This window comes from Hymenobacter mellowenesis (genome assembly GCF_030581005.1).
GTDB classification, from domain to species: Bacteria; Bacteroidota; Bacteroidia; order Cytophagales; family Hymenobacteraceae; genus Hymenobacter; species Hymenobacter mellowenesis.
On record NZ_JAUQSX010000003.1, the window covers coordinates 405,522 to 427,833 of the forward strand.

Below are 22,312 nucleotides of genomic sequence, written 5' to 3' on the forward strand. Positions count from 1 at the left end.
CGGAACACTCGGAGTTGGACAACCTCGACTTTCAAAAACGGCGCGCAAAGGCTCACAAAACTACGAATTTCCTTGATAGTCTACATATATGTAGACAGACTTGCCGCGGCCTAATCGGAGCTTGCCGACCGTGAAAAACCCGGCTGGCATCAGAGCTTTCGGTGCCCACCTCCGGCGCCTACGCGAGGAGCGTGGCATGAGCCAACAGGAACTTGCCGACTACGCCAACGTGTCCAAGATGACGGTGCATCGTATTGAGACGGCTCAGTTTTCGGCGACGTTAGACGTTTTGATATCCCTTACGAAAGCCCTCGGGCTTCCCCTGCAGGAGTTGGTAGCATGCCCTGGCATCGAAGCCGACGAGTGAGAGCTTCGTGGACGGGTTGAACAAGATGGGTTTTTCGTCTGCTATGAAGACGAAAGAGCGCGTGGAAAGGAACTCGACATCTGCGCTCCTTGTGCGCGCAAGGCATACCCAAGTACTCATATCAACCACCCCAAGCCGGAGAAATTTAACCAAGGGATACTTTTGCATTTCAGCAGATTGCTGATTTGTTCATTGTGCCTATATGATGATTTCTACCCTTGTTTGCGTTGCTGCGTTTTTTCGCCGTTTCGCCGCTCTTTCCACGCTGGCGCTGATGGTGGCCCTGGCGGGCACTACTCGGGCATCAGGCCGGCCCCAAGCCCCGCCTTCTCTAACCGACGTTTTGAACCCGGACGGAACGCTACGGCCCGGCCTTAGCGGCTCGTTCGATGCCAAGGGCTACCACTTGTGCACCGCACCAGATGGCCGCCCCGTGTTTCGGCCGGCGCGTACCCGGGGCGTCGGCGACGAGAAATGGCAGGACGGATTTGATTTCCCCGGGGCCAACGGCCCGGTTTGGGCGGTGGTGTTCAACGGCACGGATATGTACATCGGCGGCGATTTTACCGTGGTTGGCAACGCCACGGCCAACAACGTGGCTAAGTGGAACGGCACAACTTGGAGCGCCCTGGGCAGCGGCGTCAACAACCGCGTGAACGCCCTGGCCGTGGATGGGAACGGCAACGTGTGCGCCGGCGGCGACTTCACCCAGGCCGGCGGCGCGGCGGCCAGCCGCGTGGCTAAATGGAACGGCACCGCGTGGAGCCCGCTGGGCACGGGCATGAGCGGTTCGGTAACGGCCCTGGCGGCCCGGGGCACTGCCGTGTATGCCGGCAGCATCATTGCCCAATCCGGCACTCTGACAGTCAGCACCGTAGCCCAATGGAACGGTACTGCCTGGCAGGCCTTGGGCACCGGCATCAATGGCCCGGTGTTGGCGCTGGCCGCGCTGGGAACCGACCTGTACGCAGGCGGCGCTTTTAGTACTGCGGGGGGCGTGGCCGCCAGCAACGTGGCCCGCTGGAACGGCAGTACCTGGAGCCCCCTGGGCCAAGGCACCAACAACAATGTGCACGCGCTGGCGGTGAGCGGCACCGACCTCTACGCGGGTGGTGCCTTCACCTCGGCCGGTACCACTTCGGCCCACTACGTAGCCAAGTGGAGCGGCGGGGCGTGGGCTACGTTGGGCCTGGGCACCGATTTTGCCGTTTCGTCCCTGGCCGCGTCCGGTTCGGACTTGTACGTAGGCGGCGGCTTTCTGACCGCCGGCACCACCCCGGCCAAGTACGTGGCCAAGTGGAACGGCAGCGCCTGGAGCAACTTGGGCAGCGGCGCCGACGACCCAGTGAACGTGGTAGCGGCGTCCGGCACCACGGTGTATGTGGCCGCTAGAGGCCCCAACAGCACCGCCATGAGCCGGGTCACGAACATTGTGCGGTGGAATGGCACGACGTGGCGGGCCGTATCCGAGGGACTCAACGGCTGGGTAACGTCTGTGGCCTTGGTGGGCACCGACGTGTACGTGGGCGGCATCTTTTACGGCGTTGGCAGCGTGGCCGGCACCACCGCCATTGCCAAATGGAACGGCCGTGCCTGGAGCAGCGTGGGCGGGGGCGCCGACCCCTACGGCTACGTCTGGGCGCTGGCCGTGTCGGGCACCACCGTGTACGCCGGTGGGGTCTTCACGAGCATGGGCGGGGTGCCCGCCCGCAACGTGGCCCGGTGGAACGGCACGGCGTGGAGCGCCGTGGGCGGTGGGTTGTTGGGCGAGGTGCGCGCGCTGGCCGTGTCCGGCACCGACCTGTACGCCGGGGGCAACGGGGTGCTGAAATGGAACGGGACCACGTGGACCACCTTGGGGCAAGTACCCAACAGCCTCGTGTTTGCCCTGGCTGTGCAGGGGAGCAACCTGTACGCCGGCGGGCAATTCGAATACATCGGCTCCCTGGTTGTCAACGGGGTAGCCAAATGGAACGGCAGCGCCTGGAGCGCCTTGGGCACGGGCGTAAACGGCCCGGTGAATGCCCTGGCCGTCTCCGGGTCCGATTTGTACGTGGGCGGCAACTTCCGAACGGCCGGCGGAATTACCACCCGGAGCATCGCGGTGTGGGGCGGCACTTCGTGGCGGGCCTTTGGCACGGGCGGACCGGGGTTTGACAGCTCCGTTTCGGCCATTGCGGTGCAGGGCACCAACGTGTACGTGGGCGGGGCGTTCTTTTCGGCCGACGGAATGCCGGCTTACCGCATCGCGGCGTGGAATGGCGCGGCGTGGAGCAGCCTGGGCACCGGGCTCGACGCCGACGTGCAGGCCCTGGCCGTGACAAACACCGGAGACGTGGTAGCGGGCGGCATTTTCCGCGCCGTAACCGACGGGTCCAAGGTGAGTTCGAGCTTTGGCATCTACCGGCCCAATTTCGTGGTGAGCAGTGCCGCCGGCGCTTCCGCGCGCAAGGCGCTGACGCTGTATCCGAACCCAGCGGGTGGCGAAACCACCCTGACGCTGGTGCCGGAACCACATCCCCGCACGGCGCAGGTGCTCGACGTACTCGGAAAGGTGCTTCGCGTGCAGCGCGTGCCCGGCAATGCGTCGTCGGTGTCGCTCCAGCTCACGGGCCTACCATCCGGCACCTACACCGTGCGTTGCGGAACCGCCTCGACGCGTTTGATTATCGATTAAGCCAGCGCACGGATTAAGCCAGCGCACGGCGAAGCGCCCTTTCACCTAACTTGCTGCCCTTATGCGCTCACCTCTCCACTCGTTTGCGCCGGCCCTGGCCCGCTTGCTGTTCGTCCTCCTGCTTGCCGGCCTCGGCTCAACGCCCGCCAAGGCCCAGGCCCCGCCCTACACGTGGGCCGCCGGCGTGGGCACGACTACCCTCGGGCAAGCCGGCACGGTGGACCGACACGACTGCGACGTCACCGCCATTGCCACCACCGCGGGCGGGCAAACCTACGTGACCGGCAGCTTCAAACGGTCCGTAGAGTTTGGCGCCACCACCCTGACCAGCGCCGGCGACCAAGACATTTTCCTGGCCAAACTCGACGCCGCCGGGCAGCCCCTCTGGGCCGTGCGCGCCGGGGACCGGGGCGATGACGCGGGCTTCACCGTGGCCGTCGACCCGGCCGATAACGTGTACGTGGCGGGCTATTTCCGATACTCGGCCACGTTCGGCGCTTTCACCCTCACCAGTAGCAGTGTCTTCTGTAGTTACCTCGCCAAGTACGACCCCCAGGGCGTGTGCCTCTGGGCCACAGCCCTCCCGCAAGCGTCTAACATCAGTACCCTGGCGGTGGACGCCGCTGACAACCTGGTGCTTGGCGGAACCCTCCTGGGCACCACGGTCCAGTTTGGTGCCGTCACGGTGCAGGGGGTGCCCCTGGTCGAAAATGCGTTTGTGGCCAAACGCAGCGCGCAAGGTGCCTGGTTGTGGGCCGTCCGCGCCGGAAACCGGAGCGGACGCTTGGCGCAGGATGTGGCCGGTAACGTGTATTGTACCGGCAATTTCGGCGGGACGAATGCATTCGGAGCCCTCACCCTCACGGCCAACGGCTTGCAGGACGGCTACATTGGCAAACTGGACCCGGCCGGCAATTGGCTCTGGGTGCGCAGTGCGGGCGGGCCCGGTTATGATTACGCCGCCGGCGTGGGAGTGGACTATGACGGCAACGTGTTGGTTGCCGGGGGGTATGGCCAGCCTTCTGCCACCTTCGGTTCCATCACCATTCCCAACCGGGGCAACGGCAACTTCGACGGCTACGTGGTCAAACTCGACCCCAACGGCAATTACCTCTGGGCGCAGGGAATCGGCAGCACCGACAACGACGTGACCAGTGATTTGGTCGTTGACGACGACGGCAGTGCTTACGTGGTGGGGTTTTATCAAGACTACGGCATCGGGGCCACCTTTGGCAACATCGTGATGCCCAACCTGGGGCGGCGGTTTGGCCAATTCTTCGTGACCAAGCTCAGCCCCACCGATGCTTTCAACTGGGTGGCGACCAGCAGCAGCGGCACCTACAGCGAGTTTGGACAAGCCTTGACTCTGGACCACCGGGGCGGGGTCTATGCGGCGGGTTATTACACCGGGCCCAGCATCGGGTTCGGTTCCACCACTCAGGTGGGCAACCCCGGTGCCCACACCGGATTTTTGGTCAAGATTGGCGACAGCCCCCTTGCAATAGTAGTCGGCTTATCTCCGGCTCAGGGGGCAGCAGGCACTCCCGTTACGGTGCGTGGGGCTCGCTTGTCCGGTACAACGGCAGTGTATTTCAATGGAGTACCGGCAACTTCCTTCGCGGTAACATCACCCACCACGCTTACTGCCGTCGCGCCACCAGGCGTCACCACTGGGCCCGTGAGCGTGCAAACGGCGTCGGGCGCGGGCCCCGCAGGCTTGGTTTTTCAAGTGGGCACCGCGACTAGTACCGTAAGCCCTGGAGTATCCAAGCTAGGATTTTGGCCAAACCCCGTACCGACCGGGGGACGTCTGCAACTGGAAGGATACAGAAGTGGTACTTCTTCCTCACTAGAAGCAACGTTGTATACGTTATTGGGGCAAAAGATGGCAGCACGTGCCGTTTCCTCCACGGGAGAGATGGCGATAGGGGAGGTACCCAGTGGTAGCTACATCTTGGTCGTGAGAACGCCCGAAGGATTAATTTCTCGTTACCCGATACAGGTTCAGTAGGGAACTGACGAGAGTACCTCCGAGAATTTGGAGAATTAGTAAGGACACTATATCAACCCGGGGGGTGGGGCAGTTCTCTTCAAACACGGGGGGAGGGTTGATAAGGTACCATGTACTCGTGAATACGCGAGCTCCAGAATTTTCCCCAAATTTTTTTCCTCAAGCCGTAGTTGCTAACCGTCACACCAGAACCTTGATGAGACTAGTTTGACGGAGTTAGCTATCTAATGTACTAACACTACCCATTTGTGCTCGGACGAGTCTACCTCGTAACAAATACGAGTTTTCGACTTATACTACTCGTACACGCGCTCACCCGATAACCAAGTGAAGCCCTCTGCGCTACGGCCGTAAGAGCCTTTTGATTTCATCTAAGTCGTGCAAATCCCGCTCTTCGGCAGGTATTCGCTCATACACCACTTGTGCTTCACGTGCATCTTGGCGGCGAGCTGCTGCTTGCTCGTGCTCACGCAAGCCTGACTGCACCAAGTAGGCCCGCAAAAGACGGCTTTTGTCGTTGCCGTCTTTGTATTTTTGAATTTCTGCACTGGCCCGTTGCCGACCCTCTGTTGCAACCCGCTTTGCTTCACTGGGCCGCCATTCAAGCATCGTGAGGTATTTGTTCTTATACCATATCGAGTTTTCCGGCTCGTTGTTAATGCTACGGTCGAAATATCGGACGGCATCCTTGTATCTCCCCAGCCCATCCAAGGCCAACCCAATCGTGTTCCAGAGGTCGGCGCGTTGTTTTGGGGAAGCGTCTGGTGCTTCTGTTTCGGCAACTTCCGCCAGCGCCAAGCATTCCGTCAGCTTATTTGTGCGCCAGTACACTCCTGCGAGCACGTAGTAACCCTCTACTCGGTGGGGCTTAAGCAGTATCGCTTTCTTTGCAGCTGCCTCTGCATCCTTGTATTTCTTGGCGGCATAAGCGGCGTCGGATTCCCAAACGAGTTGGTAGTACGTCGACTCCCCTGTTGTATTGTCCTTGGTGCCGTCGCGAAGAGCGAGTTCGAGTGCTGCCTCCTTCGCCTGTCCTTCCCCGCCAGTAGATGTGTCTTCTGGAAGAAGTGCCGGAATGCTCTTAACCAGATTAGACGCGCCGAACAGGGTTTCATACGCCTTTCCAAATCCTTGGACGACCTCTGCTTCAGAACAAACCACTACGTTCTCGTGGTTTCGACGAGCGGCGTACGTCCAGTTGTATGACCCCGTGAGGACGCTTCGCCCGTCCACCACGCAAAACTTGTGGTGCAGAGCGGGGTAATCTGGTGAGCAAAGGAGTTGCCCCCCGGCCGCAATCAGGTCTTGCCAAGGAATGCGCTTCTCATCCAGCGCATTGAAATTGATGGCGTCGCGGCGAATAATCACCCTCACCTGGACCTTGTTGCTGGCTTGTTGCACCAGCACGCGGAAGATGGACTGGTCCGTGAACCAAGCCACGGCAACCTCGATGCTGGTTTTCGCCTTGAGTAGCTCCTCTTGGACCAAGGTGCTGAGCCCAGAAAAATACGCGCTGGAAGTCATAGGGAGTCAAATGATGTGCGCGCAAACATAGGCCCCCGGAAGTTCACCCGCAGGTGGCTATCCAATTTCCCACAGTTCATTCCACTTGGTGGTGTAGGCGGGCGTACGGTGTTGCTGCTGGCCTTTCCACGGGCCGGCGTGCTTGGTTGATGAGCCCAGCGCGGTAGCCACCAACACGCTGCCCTTGCCGAAACGAGAGTTAAGAGAATCAAGCTTTTGCATGAGACGCTCCACCCGCTCATGCCGGTCTGGAGCGAACAAGCTCAACTGCTCGTTTCCTCCCTTCTCGAAGCCGTCGAGAACGACCCCCGCTTTGACATACACGGTGCCCGGTTGCCAAACACGCCCCAGCAGCGCGCGGGCAACGCGGATGAGCTCGGTGGTGTCGTTGCTGGCGACCGGAAGGGTCACCTGGGCCGAGCGGGTATGCGGCGGGGGCGTGGTATCAAAGCGGTTTTGGCTCAAGAATACCGTGAGGACGCTCGCCGCCGACTCCTGCCGCCGCAACTTCTCTGCGGCACGGGAGGCAAAAGACGCTACCGCTCCCAAGATGTCCTCAAACTGTGACAAGGGCTTGCCGAAGGTGCGGGTGCAGGCGATGGTCTGCCGCGCCAGCGTGCCGTCCTCACTGGGGTTGAGTTTGTGGCATGGGTAACCTTGTAACTCGCGTACCAGTCGGGCGCCGACAACCCCGCCGAGATGCTTGCGCGCAACCGCTTCCGAGCAACGGGCGAGCCCTGCGGCCGTGGTGATGCCCATCTCGTGTAGTTTGGTGGCATACTGCCGGCCGATGCCCCACACGTCTTCTACCGCCACCCGCTCCAGCGCCCACTGCCGTCGCTCGGGGGAATCGAGCAATAAGACTCCGCCGAGGGACGGGTCTTTCTTGGCTACGCGGTTGGCGAGCTTGGCCAAGGTTTTGGTCGGCGCCAGGCCGATGCAGGTGGGAATGTGGGTCCTCCGCTTGACTTCGGTGCGTATCCGTCGGGCGTAGGCGTCCAGTGGGCCGTGGTAGCGCTCCATGCCGTGCAGGCTTAGGAACGCCTCGTCGATGGAGTAGATTTCTACCTCCGGCGCTTGGCTAGCCAAATAGCTCATCACGCGGTGGCTCATGTCGCCGTACAGCGCGTAGTTGGAGGAGAGGGCGACCACGCCGTGTTGCTCCATCAAGGGCTTCACCTTGAACAGCGGCTCCCCCATGGGGATGCCCAACGCCTTCGCTTCGGCCGAGCGCGAGACGATGCACCCGTCGTTGTTGCTCAGGACCACCACTGGGCGGGTTTCTAACCGGGGCTGGAAGGCGCGCTCGCAGCTCACGTAGAAGTTATTGCAGTCGACGAGCGCGTACATCGGCGTGAAGTTTCCCGTTGATGAGTTCCGTGACGACGTGGGTGACCACGCCCCATACCTTGACCTGGCCTTGGCGCAGGATTTCGATGGCCGCATGTGTGGGGTTATCGGGTTCGAGCCAATAAGCATCCCCGCGCTTGACCAGTCGCTTCAGGGTGAACTCGCCGTCTACAGCGGCCACTACCACTTGCCCGGGTTGGGGTTTAAGGGCGCAATCCACGGCGAGCAAGGCGCCATCTACGATGTGAGAAGGCGGGCCGTCCATGCTCGTGCCGTTGACCCGGGCGAGGTAGGTATGCGTGGGGTGGGGGAGCAGGATTTTGTTTAAGTCCACCAACTCACCGGTTTCGTCTTCGGCCGGACTGGGGAAGCCCGCCGGGATTCGGGTGTCGCACTGGATGAACCACACCGGCTCGCGAGCAATTTGTAAAATATCTACCGTCGTCATGGCATGAGAAATTAGGGGATGCAAGTAACGACGGATTGGCTAATAATGTTAGTATTTGATGCGCCAACTATATTGGAATATCATGAATTCTGTTCGTATGGTCTGCTGCTCAGTGCTCTGCGTGATTTTGTGCGGATGCTAAATACTACGTAGCTTAGCAGGGTAATTATCCTGTACGTGATGACTAGCACGAGACACCTCCAGTATGTTGCTGAAGAGCGGCACGAAGACGACGACGACGAATTAACGCCTGTACCAGAGGACGAGGACCGGCATCCTGAATACGACGACGTTTTCAACCGAGAGGATGAGCACGATGCCCTTCCCGTGGTGGAAGTGTTCCGGCCGGTCATCCCTTTTGTCTACGAACTGGGCCATCGGGTGCAGCCAGAGCCCGGTGCGCCGGCTCGCCGGGTTATCTGGCGGGGCCAACTAAGGGAGCGTTTCACCGAAACGGGGTGGTTTCACCGCGTCAACGTGTACCGGCTCGACGATGGATTTTGGGATTGTTACCGCGAAGACGAATTGCAAGCAGCCTAATCCCAGCAGGAGGGGTGAGCGCGGCGTTATCTTCGTTGGTAACGAATCTGTGGGAAGACGGATGGTGAGCCCGTGATATACAACGGCTCCGGCGCCGTAGTCGTATCCAGGTTAATTCCTCATTCCCACCTCATGACGATACCCAATACCCTCCGCCGCACCCTGCTGACCGGGCTGACGCTGCTGACCTCGACCGTTGCCTTTTCCCAAGCGCCGGCCCCCACGTTGCTGGACGACTTCAACCGAGCCGACAGCCCCACGGTGGGCGCGGGCTGGGTGGAAACTGAAACCACAACCGGCACGGGTGCAGCCATTGTCAGCAACCAACTCAAGCTGAGCAGTGGGGTGCTGGGTAAGGATTTCGTGTCGCGGGACGTATCGGGCCGCTACAGCCCGGTGCTCCGTCAGAACGCCGACCAGTTGACGTGGTTGTTCAACATGCAGCAGTCGCGGCCCAACCCGTCAGGATTTGGGCCCAATAACTACGGGGCTGCCTTTGTGCTGGCGGGTAGTGCGGCCGACTTCACGACGGGCAATGGGTACGCCGTGGTGTACGGGAACGCGAGCCAGCCCGACAGTTTGAAGCTGGTGCGCTACACGGGCGGGCTGGTGGGGCCTACCAATCTGCGCACACTGGCGGCGGTGAGCGTGCCAGCGGCCACAGGTGCCACAACTGGGCCGGCGCACACGGTGCGGGTGCTGTACGCGCCGGACGAAGACAATTGGACGCTGGAAGTGAGCGCCAACACGACCAGTTTTGACGACCCGACCACCGCGACCTACGCGCGCATCGGGGTGCGCAAGGACTCTTCGCTGGCTACCACGGCGCTGCCTTGGGTGGGCTGCTTCTGGAACCATGCGACCACAGCGGCCGAGAATGCCATTTTTGACAACATCTACGTGACGGCGCCCTGCACGCTGGGGCCAGCGCCGACGCAGGGCGCAACGGCGGCCGTGACGTCCAACCTGACCAGTTCTGGGGTAACGCTGAGTTGGACGGCGGGCAACGGGACCGGGCGCGTGGTGGTGGTGAGACCCGCCAGCGCAGCGGCCACCGCGCCGACAGACGGCAGCGTGTACAACGGCAACGCCAACTTCGGCAGCGGCTCGGGACTGGGGACCGGCGGCTTCGTGGTGTATGCGGGAACGGGCACTACGGTGAACGTGACGAACCTGCAGCCGAACACGGCTTACGCCTACCAAGTGTACGAACTGCTGGGCACGGGTTGCACGACCAACTACTTGCAGGCGACGCCAGCCACGGGCACCTTTACTACGGCGCCGTGCGTGCTGGCAGCCTCGCCAACGGTGGCGACGAGCAACGGCACGGCGACGGCCGCCGGGCGCACGTCGGCCACCTTTGGCTGGACGCCGGGCAACGGGGCCAATACGTTGGTGGTGGTGCAGCCGACCGGGCCCGTGGGGGCCTTTCCGGCGAATGCGACGGGCTACACGGCCAGCACCAGCTACGGCGGAGGCAGCGCGTTAGGCGGTGGGGCGTTCGTGGTATACGCCGGCCCGAGTACGACGACCAGTGTGACGGTGACGAACCTGGTGCCCGGCACCCAGTATCGGGTGACGGTGTTTGGTTACAACGGCGCCGGGTGCTCGGCCAATTACATGACGTCCTTCTTTGCCACGGTGGTGTACGGGGTGCCGGTGCCGCCGGTGGGAACGTTGCTGCCCTTCCGCGGGAACATCCACGCGCATAGCAGCTACTCGGACGGCAACCAGGACGGGCTGGCGGTGACGCCCCTGCAGGACTTTCAGTACGCGGCGGCCTCGCTGCATTCGGACTTTCTGGGCATCTCGGAGCACAACCACGCCGGCGCGGGGATGAGCCTGCCCAACTACGCGCGCGGGCTGACACAAGCTGACCAGGCCACAACGAGCAGCTTCGTGGCGCTGTATGGAATGGAGTGGGGCGTGATTTCAGGCGGAGGCCACGTAGTGGTGTATGGCGTGAACCAGCTGCTGGGCTGGGAGCCGGGCAACTACGACGTGCTCACGCCCCGCAATGATTACCAGGCGCTGTTCCGCGAAGTCAACCGTAGACCGGGCGCATTCGCCACCCTGGCTCATCCCAACCGCACGGATTATGGCAACCTGGCCGGTACGGCTCTCAGCCCGCGCGCCGACTCGGCCATCGTGGGCACGGTCCTGCGCTCGGGGCCGGCCACGTCAACCAATACCAATTACACCAACCCGTCGCGCGGCAGCTACACGCCCTATTTTCAGACACTTCTGGCCAAGGGCTACCACGCGGGCATCACCATTGACCACGACAATCACAACACTACCTTCCTGCGCACGGCCCAGAGCCGGCTGGTGGTGCTGGCACCTGCGCTGACCAAGGCCGACATTATGGACGCACTGCGGCAGCGGCACTTTTATGCGTCGGATGACTGGAACGCGGAGGTGACCTTCACGCTGAACAGCCAGCCCATGGGGTCGATTTACGCTGACCAGGTGCCGGCCTCGATGAGCGTGAGCGTGAGCGATGCTGACAACGAGCCGGTGAGCTCGGTACAGGTATTGCGCGGGGTGCCGGGCAGCGGGGGCAAGCCCGTAGTGGTGGCCACGGCGGCGGCCGGGGCGACAGCGCTGAGCTACGTGGACCCGCAGGGCGTGAACACGACGGCCTATTACTACGCGGTGGTGGCACAAGCAGACGGAGACAGCATCGTAACGTCGCCCATTTGGTACACACGACGCATCATCACGGCCACGACGCCCGGGGTCGAGGAAGTGGCTTTGACGGTTTTCCCGAACCCGACGGCCGGTACGGCTACGTTATCCTATTTCTTGCCCGTGGCCAGCGCAGTGCGGGCGGAGGTGATGGACGCATTGGGCCGGCGGGTGGAGGTCCTTGCAACTGGCGAGCAGCAGGTAGCTGGACCTCATACGCTCACTGTGCCAGCTCTGGCGCCTGGGCTGTACACGGTGCGGGTGGAATATGGTAGTGGGACGGCTTACCGGAAGCTAGTGGTCAACTAGTTGGAGCGCCTTAATGAGGGCTCGGTGCTCCCGCTGCGGAGAGTCCATTTTGCGAGAATCAGAAAAATATTAGTCGGCTCCGCAAGAAAAATGAGCTAGCTGCTTGACTTCTCGCAAATTCCCTCCTATCTTATTAATGAGGGTTGGGTACAGCAACTCCCCTCAAAGGTCTTTTCGCGGGGTTTCGTACTGGACGACAACCCCGAGCAGTTGCCTAACCAGCTCCTAGGCTGGTCCGCGGGTCAATAATCCCTGTATCATTCATGATTCGCGGACTGGGAGCAACGTTTTTCCAGACTTGTGACGACTCCCATTTGCACCCCGTAGTATGGCGCGGTCATGTGCAGAGGCAGCAATAACAACTCAGTTCTCTTTGGGGGCAAGGGGGCTGACTTGTTTAGGCAGCAACCTGACGAGCTCACACGACGGCTAAAATTCGAGCTCACATGACGACGAGAATGACATCATTTCGCCGACGAGGGGCACGTGCAAAGAACTGCAAGGCCCTCGTCGACAATCTATGCATCTAAACCGAGGTAGATAAATCTATGAGCGCGAAAGTGACGACGTCATACAACTTGTCAGAATGAGAGTGGAGCCACACATGTCTTCGCCCGCAGATGCTCCGTGTTAGTATTCTTCTCGTGTCAACCTATGGAGAAGACCCGATTGTAGTTTCAGGACTGCGAGAAGCTCCATCTCTTTTGTGCCCATTCGACCAAGTGATTGTGCCGACGTTGAATTTGCTTAGGTCCCCAGCGTTGGGACTCGTCCTCTTCAAAAAAGTCGACAATCTCCCGCTGCTGGGCCAATGGGGTTTGCTGGTAGGATTCTAGTTTCTTTGAGAAAGCGATGTTGCCAATACTGCCGTTGTGGCTGCGGGTAATCAAGAGTAGGTTGCCCAGCAGGTTGCGGTGTTCCTGATTGAATCGCACGTCATGGTAGTTGCTGTAGCCGGGCTTGGGGTTCTGATTCTCGGTCTGGGGGGCGATGTGTTCAAGCTCGTTTAGGTTTACCTCTGAGGCGGCCACTTCGTAGCCCCGGCGCTGGAGATTTTGCTCGTACTGCCACAGCAGATAGATGGCCCTTCGATTGGGGTAGGAAAGCGCTTCAAGACTCTGTATGAACGCCTCGTCGCGCCAGTACCACCAGTAGCCTGAGGAGGAGAGAAGGTTACTCAGCTTGCTCTCCAACGCGCGGGCATCGAGGGGCAAATCAAGTAGTACCTCATTCAGCCGGTCCGTTTCGCGTGCTCGGGAGTTGATTAGCGCGAAGCGGAATACTAACTTTTCCAGCACGTGGCTGATTTTGATGATGGTAGGCCACACCTCCGAGAGCTTGTGGTCGCCCTCGTGCATCTGGAAGAAGGCTCGCAGTAGAAGCGGATACACTACGTTGGGGTAGGCGTCAAGACGCAGCAGGTTGGCTACTGCTGCACCGTGGATTGGGCGCTGATATTCTTCAATGAAGGTGAACGCTTGACTCAACTGCTCGCAGAAATCCAATATGGTGCGGGCACTGATTTGCCCTTCCTTCACTCGTGCCTTCAGCACATGCAACACGGAGTCGTTCTGGTAGCCACCGTGCTGGGCATAGAAGTAGAAACGAAGGATATCGTCCTCAGAAAGCCCCATGATGTGAGGGGCGGATTTGAAAATATCCTCGAAACACCGGTGTACACGGTCAATGGCTCCCTCGGCCTCATCGGCTGGAAGTTTGAGGTAAAGTTGGTAGATGAAATAAGACTTCAACTTTTCAACATCGGTCAGTTGCCGGCCTCGGTCGTTTTGTAATTCGAAGAGCTGCGCAGCCTGCCGGGCGTCGCTGACCGTGAAGGTCGTGACTTGCGCTTGCAGCAGCGTGGTCAGCAGCCGGCCAGCGATGAGGGACACGTCCTCCTGCTCATTCAGCCACTCGGTGAAAAAGTCTACCGCTCGTGTCATCTTAGACTGCGCGGCGGTCGTGCTGCCGCCCACGAGTCGGCGCTCGTTATTCACGGCCCTTTCCAGCAGGCGTTCAAAGATGCGCTGGTCGTAAGCTACCGCCAGCAGCCGGGGCACGCCAGCCCGTAGAAGCACTGCCCGGGCCTGCCCAGATAATGCAGAGGCTTCGGTGGACAAGTGCGGCAACGCGGCGGCAGTAAATAACATTGCCGTGGTGAGACGTTGCTGACCGTCAATAAGCCCGGTTCGCCCTTCGCGAGTTGGTTCGAACAAGAAGTGGCCCAGGTAGTAGTGGTGCTCGTGCGCGTAGGCGCTATCCGCCTGTTCCTGCAAGTCATCTACGAATATCTGCCACTCGTTTCGGTCCCAACTGTAGGCTCGCTGGTAGCTGGGGACGCGCAGGCGCACATCGCGCTCAATTAGTAACTCGCGTAGAGTGTAGGTGAGGTTGTCAGTGGACATGAGTCGGTCAGTAGACCTCAAATATATCGGTTCGTAACAACTCGGTTTGGCACCCGAAGCGCAACGGACATACCTTGAGGGCAAAACCCCCTGAGTATAGTACACAAATCTTCGTTTTTTAACTGCATGGCCGACATCACTGGTGAACTCGAAAAGTTCGTTGCCGCCCTAAAGGGCATCTTGGCTAACTCGTCGACCTCAGAGGTCACTGAGATGCTTTACGCCACGCGCCTGCGGGTCGCAGGTACTGGAAAACAAATGCCTCCGGGCCTCACCGGGCTGGAGTCGCCTGCTCGGCAAAGAGCATTTCTGCTGGGTTTGCTGCTGGCAACCGAAGAGCCTGCTGAACCCCGTGATTTTGGGTTCGCTGAATGGAGTGAATGCGTAACCCTTCTGAATAGCGCATTTGGAATATATGAGGGACTCTTCCTGCCTGACCAGCCTGGTGAGCAATCGGAGGATTGGTGGCGTGCGCGCGAAGTTGCCGGACCGGTATTCATGCACTACTTCAACACCAGCTTGATTGCGAATATTGAGCAAATCAAGGAGCGCATCCGTGCTTATTGCACCCCCTTCGACACCCAACTCGTGCAGGCCATCGGTATTTCAGCCAGTGACTCGCTAGCGATAATGGACTTCATTGCTCAGACCATGGAGGGCAATATGCGGACCATGATGAAACTGCAATCCAAACTGGAAGGCGAGCAAAAGCGCCTTTTCGAGAGTGGGGATTTCATGCGGCGTGACGACCCGGATTATCGGAACTTACTGCGTAAGAATTACCCCATAATTTATGGTTATTTCTCGAGGTACGAACGGCAGGGGCAAATATCACGCACTGACATTGAAGCAGTATTCCCTACGCAAGCCGGGGCCTTTTGGGAGCGTTACGCCGTCAGCCGGGGGGAGGGGGACACCTTGAATTATCCTACTGAAGACTCAATATTTGATTTCAAGCCCTTGATAGTCTTGGACGATGAGTATGCCAGTTGCCCCGTTGCCAATAATTTGTTCGAGGCAGTCCTTCGTACCTGCGAGGGTGCGCTGGCCACAGGCCCTGACCGAAGACGAGTCTTCACGTATCGCGATAATGTGCTGGAAAGGGAAGGAGAAGCCCAGTTCAGGCGGTTGTTGGGCAAGGACGGCCAAGTATTCAGTACAGTATTTGAGACCCCGAAGGCGCACAAAGAACACGATTTGTTGCTGGTGGCGGGGAATGTGGTTGTAGTAGTGGAAGCGAAGGCCAGCCCGCCTGTTGAGCCGTCGCGCACGCCGGAAAGAGCGTTCGAGCGGCTGCGGCAAAGTTTCCGAAAGGATTCAGGTATTCAGCACGCATTTGAGCAAGCAGCTACAATACAGCGTCGCCTGACTGCTGGTGAAGAGGTGCCGCTTTATTCCGACAAGGGGGAATTAGTAATCACGCTCAAACCTGAGGAACATACTGAATGCTTCTGCGTCTGCTTGACCCGTGACGACTTCGGTCACTTGGCTACTAATCTGAGCCTGCTACTTGAAAAGGACCCGGCGGAGCCGTATCCTTGGGCCGTCAACATCTGGGACCTAGAAGCCATGGCGGACGCCTGGTCTTTCTTAGGGTGGGATTTCAGCAAGCTGACAGAGTACCTGCGCCAGCGTCAGGAGGTGCAGGGCCGAGTACTAGGGAGCGATGAGTTGGAGTTCGTCGGTTCATTCATCCATCACGGTAGCTTGGACTCTGGACTCAAACGAGGGCTGGACTTCGTGCAGTTGAACCCCAACTATTCGGATTTCTTCGATGAACTCTACGACCACCTCAAGTATGGTGCACCGGCTCCCGACCACGAGCTCATTAAACCTTCCGTGATGGACTGGAGAGATAGTCTGAAGGCTGGTAAACCGGTCTTTTTGAATGAACTAGGGTCAAAGGCAGCACCAAAAAAGCCAGGGCGCAACGACCCTTGTCCCTGTGGCTCCGGCGTGAAATACAAAAAGTGCCACGGCCGGTAAACCACTGGGACTATACCGCCTCGGCGTACTGGTTCACGCGCTCCAGCATCGACACCACCTCGCCAGCCTGCGTGGCATTGAACACGCCAAGCAGCCCATGCGCCGATACCTCCGTGAAGGGTGCCTCGAACAGTTTCTCGGTTTCGAGGAAGCCATTGCTGCTCAGGTACTGCACGATAAGGTCGAGGAAGCGGATTTGCTGCGCGTTCAGCGAGGGCGTGTTGATGAAGGCGCTGAACGCCTCGCGCACGGCGGTGGCCTCTAGGCCCACGATGGAGCGCACGAATTTGCCCAGCGGCTGCTGCCCGTAGGCGGCTTCGAACTGCGCCCGGGTGCCGACCTCGCCCTGCTCGAACAGCAGGTTTTCGAGCGCCAGCAGCTCGCCGGCCTCGATGGGCTGGTTGGTGCGCAGTTTGTGGATGGTGAGGTGGGTCCGCCGCTCCTGCAGGAACTGGGTCATGCGCTTGCGATACGCCTCCAGGCTGTTCGTTTTGGTGATGATGGCCTGGGGCTCGGCTACTGCCAGCACTTCGTCGTCGAGGTTGGTGTAGATGGGCGGGCGCTTGTCGGTCTGGATGAAGCGCATCAGGTGGCGCAGGTCGTGGCGCAGCTGCTCCAGCTTAACCAGCGGCACATCGGTCCAGTAAGCGGCCCCCTGCACCTGCTTGATGAGCGGCATCTTCTCGGCCACCATCGGGATTGTGGTACGCTTGGAGAGGGCGTCGGCCAGTGAGCGGGTTTCCAGCACGAGGTGCGCGGCGATGGAGCCATTCTTGAGCACGTCCAGCTCCATGGTGTAGCAGAGCTGGTCGAAGCGCTTGGCCAACTCGTCCTGCTCGGCCTCAAACACGATGGGGGCCAGATGGTCCATGAGTTCCTTCACGTCCAGCTCGTTGAGGGCGTTGAACTGGTGTACATCGCGGTACTTCTCCACCACGCGCCAATGCTGGCGCACCAGGAAGCTCTCGTCTTCGAGCAGCGTCACCTGCTTGTGCAGGTGCTGGCGCAGCTCGTCGGCGTATTCCTGGTGCTCCGGCTCCTCGTGCTTCTGCAGGGCGAAGATGAGCTTGAGGCGCTGGTCGAACAGGCGCTGCGTCAGTGACTTGCCTTGCCGGGCGTCGATGCCCTTGGGCTTCAGGTCGAAGAACTCGAAGTTCTCGCAGAAGTCGAAGATGAGGAAGTTTTCCTTATCCTGGTTGTCGCCGAGCAGGCCGGGGCACAGGCGGGTGCCCCGGCCTATCATCTGCCAGAACTTGGCGCTGGAGCGCACGGGCTTGTAAAACACCAGGTTGACCACCTCGGGCACGTCGATGCCCGTGTCGAGCATGTCGACCGACACGGCGATGTGCGGGGTTTTGTCTTTCTCCGAAAACTCGTTGAGCAGGTCGTGGGCGTAGGTTTCGTAGTTGTCGATGACCTTGCAGAACCCGCCCTTGTACTGCGGATACTGCGCATTGAACCGCTCCTCAATGAACTTGGCATGGGGGTGGCTGCGAGCGAAGATGATGGTTTTGCCTAGGCGGTCACCGCCGGCCACCTTCACGCCGTGCGTCATCAGGTAGGCCAGCACCTGGTTCACGGTGCCCTCGTTGAAGAGCCAGGTATTGAGCGCGCCGCTGTCGACCTCGTCGGGAAACTCGCCCGTGAGCGGGTTGGCAAACTTCTCCTCGTACTGCAGCTTCTCGGCCGGCGTCAGGTCGTGGTACTTGATGCCGTGGCGGTGGAACTTCAGCGGCACCGACACGCGCAGCGGCGGCACCAGGTAGCCGTCGCTCACGGCATCGTCCAGCTCGTAGGCGAAGGTGGGCACGCCCGGCTCCAGCCCGAACAGGTGGTAGGTGTCGCGGTCCCCTTCGGCGCGGGGCGTGGCGGTGAGGCCCACCCGGTAGCCGTCGAAATACTCGAAAATGGCCTTGTAGCGGTTGTACACCGAGCGGTGAATCTCGTCGAACACGATGAGGTCAAAATGCCCCACGCCGAAGGTGCGCTGCTGCTGGTCGTAGCTCTGGTCGATGAGGTGAATCATCGTTTGGTAGGTGCTGAACACCACACGGGCCTGCTTGTGCTCCTTGTCCTTGGTCAGGTCGACGGCCGGCAGGTTGGGCAGGCTCTTGGTGAACGCCTTTTTGGCCTGAAAGATGAGGGCGTTGCGGTCGGCCAGGAACAGCACGCGCTTCGCCCAGCCGCACTTGCTCAGCACGTCGATGAGGGCCGCGGCGGTGCGGGTTTTGCCGGTGCCGGTGGCCATCACCAGCAGGGCCTCGCGGTGGCGGGCTTCCAGCGCCCGGCCCACACTGCGGATGGCTTCAATCTGGTAGTAGCGGTCGGCAATGGCGGGGTCGATGGGGGCCGTGGTGAGCGGCGAGCGGGTGGTACGGCGCTGAATCAGGAGCGCTAACTCGTCCTTTTTGTAGAAGCCGTGCACGCGCCGGGGCGGGTACTGCGCGTCGTCCCAGAGCCAGGTTTCGAAGCCGTTGGTGTAGAACAGCACGGGGCGTTGCCCGTGCGAGCTAGCCAGGCAGTCGGCGTATAGCTTGGCCTGGTGCTGGCCCACCTTGGGGTCTTTGCTGGTGCGCTTGGCTTCCACCACGGCCAGGGGCTTGCCGTCGTCGCCCCACAGCACGTAGTCGATGCGGCCGGCGCCGTTGTGCTGGCCGTTGCCGGTGGGCATACCCGTCACCTTGTACTCGGCCACGTTGGGGCCTTCGGGGTCCCAGCCGGCTTCGGCCAGCAGCAGGTCGATGTAGAGCTTGCGGGTGATGGCCTCATTGGGGTCGGCCGGTGGCGGCAGCTTGGCGTGCGACTCCTTGGCGGCCTTCACGCGGTCGAGCTCGGCCTGGAGCTGCCGGTTCAGGTCCTGAGTTTGGCGGAAGGCCGCTTCGGCTTCCCGCAGCTTCTCCTGGTACCTGATGGCCGGCGCTTCCTGCGGCACCAGGGCCACGTCGAAGACCGGCACCGCTACCCGCTCGGTGCTGTACATGTTCACCACCCAGGCCGTGAAGCCGTGCAGGAGCTGAAGAACGTGCAGCGCCTGCTCGGGCCGGATGGTGAGCGTGCCGTGGGCCGCGTCGTTGCCCAGCTTGCGTACCAGGTTCACCTGCGTGAACAGGCTGGGGGCCAGCAGCTCGCGCATCTTCGGCTGGTACAGCAGCGAGTTGAGCGTGGTGTCGTAGGGCTGCTCGAAGTCCTTGTCGTTCTCATATATCCACCGCACCCATTCCTCCAGCGCCTTGCGGCACAGCACCGCCGCGTAGGGCGCGGCCGTGTACACATGCTGCTCAGCTTGTTGCAGGGTAGGAGCGAGGGCGCTCCACTGGGTGGGTAGAAAGGAGAAGTTGGACACCGGCTAGTTTGTAGTAAAAGACGCGCTTAAAAGACTTTCAAATAGAGACATACTGGTTTGAATGTTTGCCTTCGTCAACATGGCAAGTTCGTCGACTCCTCGTATTGCGTCAGTAAATTTCTGCTGAAGATGCTTAGGTGGAACCAAGATATCAATGCCCAGAATATCGGCGAAGTTTAGCCCCGCTTTTACGCCGCCCTTATTGTTGCGCTGAATCTGCGCCTGACCAGCAGACGAGCTCAAATAAAACGCAATGTACTCTGGCACAAACTCCTGCTTGAAACGAAGTAAAGCAAGGTGTTGGTTAATGAATGCTTCACCGATGCCTTCGGGTATTACTGCGACTCTACCAAGGTCGGCCGTGATGGAAACCAGCACGTCACCTGGCTGCACCCGTGTGCGTCTAGCCTCCGCGTTGTCGGGAGCATTCACATACACCACGTCGTCAAGTACGAGCTTCCCCTTGACCACATTATTGATGCGAATGAACAGGTCACCCTGCTCTGAATAGTATGCTGACCAACCTCGTGACCCGCTAGTCATGAAGTCAATCATATCTGATATTTTGAGTACACTCCACTTCTGCGTGTTAGTCACGGGGTCGCCAAACATCTCGTAGAAAATGCTTTGCGCGAGGTCGTCGTATTTCCGCAGCAACTCTTGGTCCTTGCGGCGGAGTGCGTCGGCAGTGTCGAGGGTATCGGCGATTCGTTGCTGTATATCAAGCGGTGGGAGCGTCAAAGGCAGATTCTCAAGAAAGACCTTCGGCACTCGCCGTTGTCCGCCACTGCCTGTCATATTCTTGGTTCCTTCTAAAATGATTGAAGGTTGACGCAGCAAGTAGTAAAGGAATCTAGGATGGGTCACGCCTTCCTTCGCCCGGATAACATGAAATTCAGTCGAGCCAAATCCGTATTCGTGCTGAATATCTGCAAGTGCGACCTTTCCGTTCTCAAAGCATGGGGTTATTTTGGCGAGAATCACGTCGCCTCGTTGGAAATAGGTGAACCCCTTTTTGACTTCCTCAAGCGGGCGTTCTTGTTCTGCGGTTATACGGTAATCAATATCAGACACCGCTGCCATTGGAACGAAAGAGACAATAGAGTGCTGATTCACTGACTTCCAATCCGCTCTCGGATTGATGTCTGCAACCTCGCTCAGAGTTGTGTGATTAGAACTCATTACGCGGCTACTCCATCTGATAACACCATCGACTTCAACTCCGCCAGCAGCTCCCGTCGTTCCTCATCCAGCGCCTCAATCTGAGCGATGATGACTTCGGGGCTGTCGAACAGCTTCTGCTCGTGCACGACCTCCTTGTAGCGATTGATGCTCAGGTCGTAGTTGTTGCTCCGGATTTCGGCTACCGGCACTAGGAAGCTCTGCTCGGTGCGGGCGCGGCCGGCCTCGGCGGCGCGGTGATGCCAGCGGGCCACCACGTCGACGATGTCATTGGCCGTGGTTGGCTGGCGCTTGTCGTCTAGGCTGAAACCGTCGGCCTGCATGTCGTAGAACCACACCTGGTCGGTGCCGCCCACTCCCGTCTTGGTAAAGAGTAGAATGGCCGTGCTCACGCCCGCGTAGGGCTTAAACACGCCGGCCGGCATGCTCACCACACCTTCGAGCCGGTGCTGCTCCACGAGGGCCTTGCGGATGGTCTGGTGCGCCTTGCTGTTGCCAAATACCACGCCGTCGGGTACAATCACCGCCGCCCGGCCACCCAACTGCAAGCCCTTCAAAATCAAGCCTAGGAAGAGCAGCTCGGTCTTCTTGCTGTCCACGATGTTGAGCAGCTTGGGGTCCACGGCCTCGCGGTCGAGCGAGCCCTTGAAGGGCGGGTTGGCCAGCATCACGGTCACCTGGTCGGTGAAGGCGGCGTTGTCCTCACTCAGCGCGTCTACCTGCACCAGGTGCGGGTTGTCCATGCCGTGCAGCATCAGGTTCATGGCCCCGATGCGCAGCATGGTGGGGTCGAACTCGGTGCCCCGCAGCGTCTGCTCCTGGAAGCGCTTCTGCACCTCGGGCTTCAGCAGCGCTTCGGCGTGGTGCTCGCGCAGGTACTCGCCAGCCGCCACCAGAAAGCCCGCGCTGCCCGCCGAGGGGTCGCAGATGATGTCGTCGGGCGTGGGCTTCACCATCTCCACCATCATCTTGATGATGTGGCGCGGGGTGCGGAACTGCCCGTTCTGGCCCGCCGAGGCAATTTTGCTCAGCAGGTACTCGTACACGTCGCCCTTGGTGTCGCGGTCGTCCATGTCGATGGCCGACAGCATGTCCACGACCTGGGCCAGCAGGCGCGGGGTCGGAATCATGAACGTAGCCCCCTTCATGAAGTTGGCAAACGAGCCATCGCGCACGCCCATGCTTTTCAGGAAGTCAAACACGCCGCCCTCCTTCGTGAACAGCCGGTACATCACGTCCGGGTCGGCGTTCTTGAAATAGCTCCAGCGCAACTCCTGCTCCAGGGGCAGATAGATGGGGTTCTCGATGTTCTTCTTCAGAAACGCGGCCTTCTGCTCGCGCTGGGTTTGCAGGTCATCCAGCCGCCGCAGAAACAGCAGGTAGGTCATTTGCTCGATAACCGTGATGGGGTTCGACAGGCCGCCTGTCCAGAAGGCCTCCCACACGCGGTCAATTTTGCTTCGTAGTTCTCCGGTAATCATT

13 protein-coding genes are annotated in these 22,312 nt (G+C 60.1%); 6 read left to right on the forward strand and 7 right to left on the reverse strand.

The window, feature by feature from the left end; genetic code table 11:
* Positions 1-130 precede the first annotated feature (130 nt).
* From Q5H92_RS26640 to Q5H92_RS07890, 3 genes are all read left to right on the forward strand, one after another.
* Positions 131-367: a helix-turn-helix domain-containing protein gene (locus Q5H92_RS26640; protein WP_369811127.1), complete on the forward strand. Its 237-nt coding sequence runs from the start codon at positions 131-133 to the stop codon at positions 365-367.
* Between the two features lie 202 nt (positions 368-569).
* Positions 570-3,044 (forward strand): T9SS type A sorting domain-containing protein, encoded by a 2,475-nt coding sequence (locus tag Q5H92_RS07885; protein ID WP_305010962.1) that lies wholly within the window; start codon positions 570-572, stop codon positions 3,042-3,044.
* A 61-nt stretch (positions 3,045-3,105) separates the two neighbouring features.
* Positions 3,106-5,055, forward strand: a complete 1,950-nt coding sequence (locus tag Q5H92_RS07890) for an IPT/TIG domain-containing protein (protein ID WP_305010963.1) — start codon at positions 3,106-3,108, stop codon at positions 5,053-5,055.
* 342 nt (positions 5,056-5,397) lie between these two features.
* Here the strand turns inward: Q5H92_RS07890 and Q5H92_RS07895 are convergent, their stop codons facing one another.
* The 3 genes from Q5H92_RS07895 to Q5H92_RS07905 are packed head-to-tail and all read right to left on the reverse strand — an operon-like array spanning position 5,398 to position 8,377.
* A complete protein-coding gene (locus Q5H92_RS07895; RefSeq protein ID WP_305010964.1) occupies positions 5,398-6,579 on the reverse strand; it encodes a phospholipase D-like domain-containing protein in 1,182 nt (393 codons plus the stop codon).
* A 57-nt stretch (positions 6,580-6,636) separates the two neighbouring features.
* Positions 6,637-7,929: a Y-family DNA polymerase gene (locus tag Q5H92_RS07900; RefSeq protein ID WP_305010965.1), complete on the reverse strand. Its 1,293-nt coding sequence runs from the start codon at positions 7,927-7,929 to the stop codon at positions 6,637-6,639.
* Entirely contained in the window at positions 7,904-8,377 is a 474-nt protein-coding gene (locus tag Q5H92_RS07905) for a LexA family protein (protein WP_305010966.1), read from the reverse strand. Before Q5H92_RS07905 ends, Q5H92_RS07900 begins: the two co-directional genes overlap by 26 nt.
* Before the next feature lie 180 nt (positions 8,378-8,557).
* Here Q5H92_RS07905 and Q5H92_RS07910 point away from each other — a divergent pair, with 180 nt between their 5' ends.
* Both Q5H92_RS07910 and Q5H92_RS07915 read left to right on the forward strand, forming a co-directional pair.
* Entirely contained in the window at positions 8,558-8,917 is a 360-nt protein-coding gene (locus Q5H92_RS07910; protein WP_305010967.1) for a hypothetical protein, read from the forward strand.
* A gap of 132 nt (positions 8,918-9,049) precedes the next feature.
* The gene (locus Q5H92_RS07915) at positions 9,050-11,914 is read left to right on the forward strand and encodes a CehA/McbA family metallohydrolase (protein WP_305010968.1); all 2,865 of its coding nucleotides are present in this window, start codon (positions 9,050-9,052) and stop codon (positions 11,912-11,914) included.
* A 677-nt stretch (positions 11,915-12,591) separates the two neighbouring features.
* Here Q5H92_RS07915 and Q5H92_RS07920 read toward each other — a convergent pair.
* Positions 12,592-14,319: a DUF262 domain-containing protein gene (locus tag Q5H92_RS07920; RefSeq protein WP_305010969.1), complete on the reverse strand. Its 1,728-nt coding sequence runs from the start codon at positions 14,317-14,319 to the stop codon at positions 12,592-12,594.
* A gap of 126 nt (positions 14,320-14,445) precedes the next feature.
* Between Q5H92_RS07920 and Q5H92_RS07925 the strand changes: the two genes are divergently transcribed.
* The gene (locus Q5H92_RS07925; protein WP_305010970.1) at positions 14,446-16,305 is read left to right on the forward strand and encodes a YecA family protein; all 1,860 of its coding nucleotides are present in this window, start codon (positions 14,446-14,448) and stop codon (positions 16,303-16,305) included.
* 10 nt (positions 16,306-16,315) lie between these two features.
* Here the strand turns inward: Q5H92_RS07925 and Q5H92_RS07930 are convergent, their stop codons facing one another.
* The 3 genes from Q5H92_RS07930 to Q5H92_RS07940 are packed head-to-tail and all read right to left on the reverse strand — an operon-like array spanning position 16,316 to position 22,311.
* Positions 16,316-19,648, reverse strand: coding sequence for a DEAD/DEAH box helicase family protein (locus Q5H92_RS07930; protein WP_305010971.1), 3,333 nt, complete (start codon positions 19,646-19,648; stop codon positions 16,316-16,318).
* Positions 19,649-19,651: 3 nt separating this feature from the next.
* The gene (locus tag Q5H92_RS07935) at positions 19,652-20,830 is read right to left on the reverse strand and encodes a restriction endonuclease subunit S (protein ID WP_305010972.1); all 1,179 of its coding nucleotides are present in this window, start codon (positions 20,828-20,830) and stop codon (positions 19,652-19,654) included.
* Entirely contained in the window at positions 20,830-22,311 is a 1,482-nt protein-coding gene (locus Q5H92_RS07940; RefSeq protein WP_305010973.1) for a class I SAM-dependent DNA methyltransferase, read from the reverse strand. Before Q5H92_RS07940 ends, Q5H92_RS07935 begins: the two co-directional genes overlap by 1 nt.
* Between the last annotated feature and the right edge of the window lies 1 nt (position 22,312).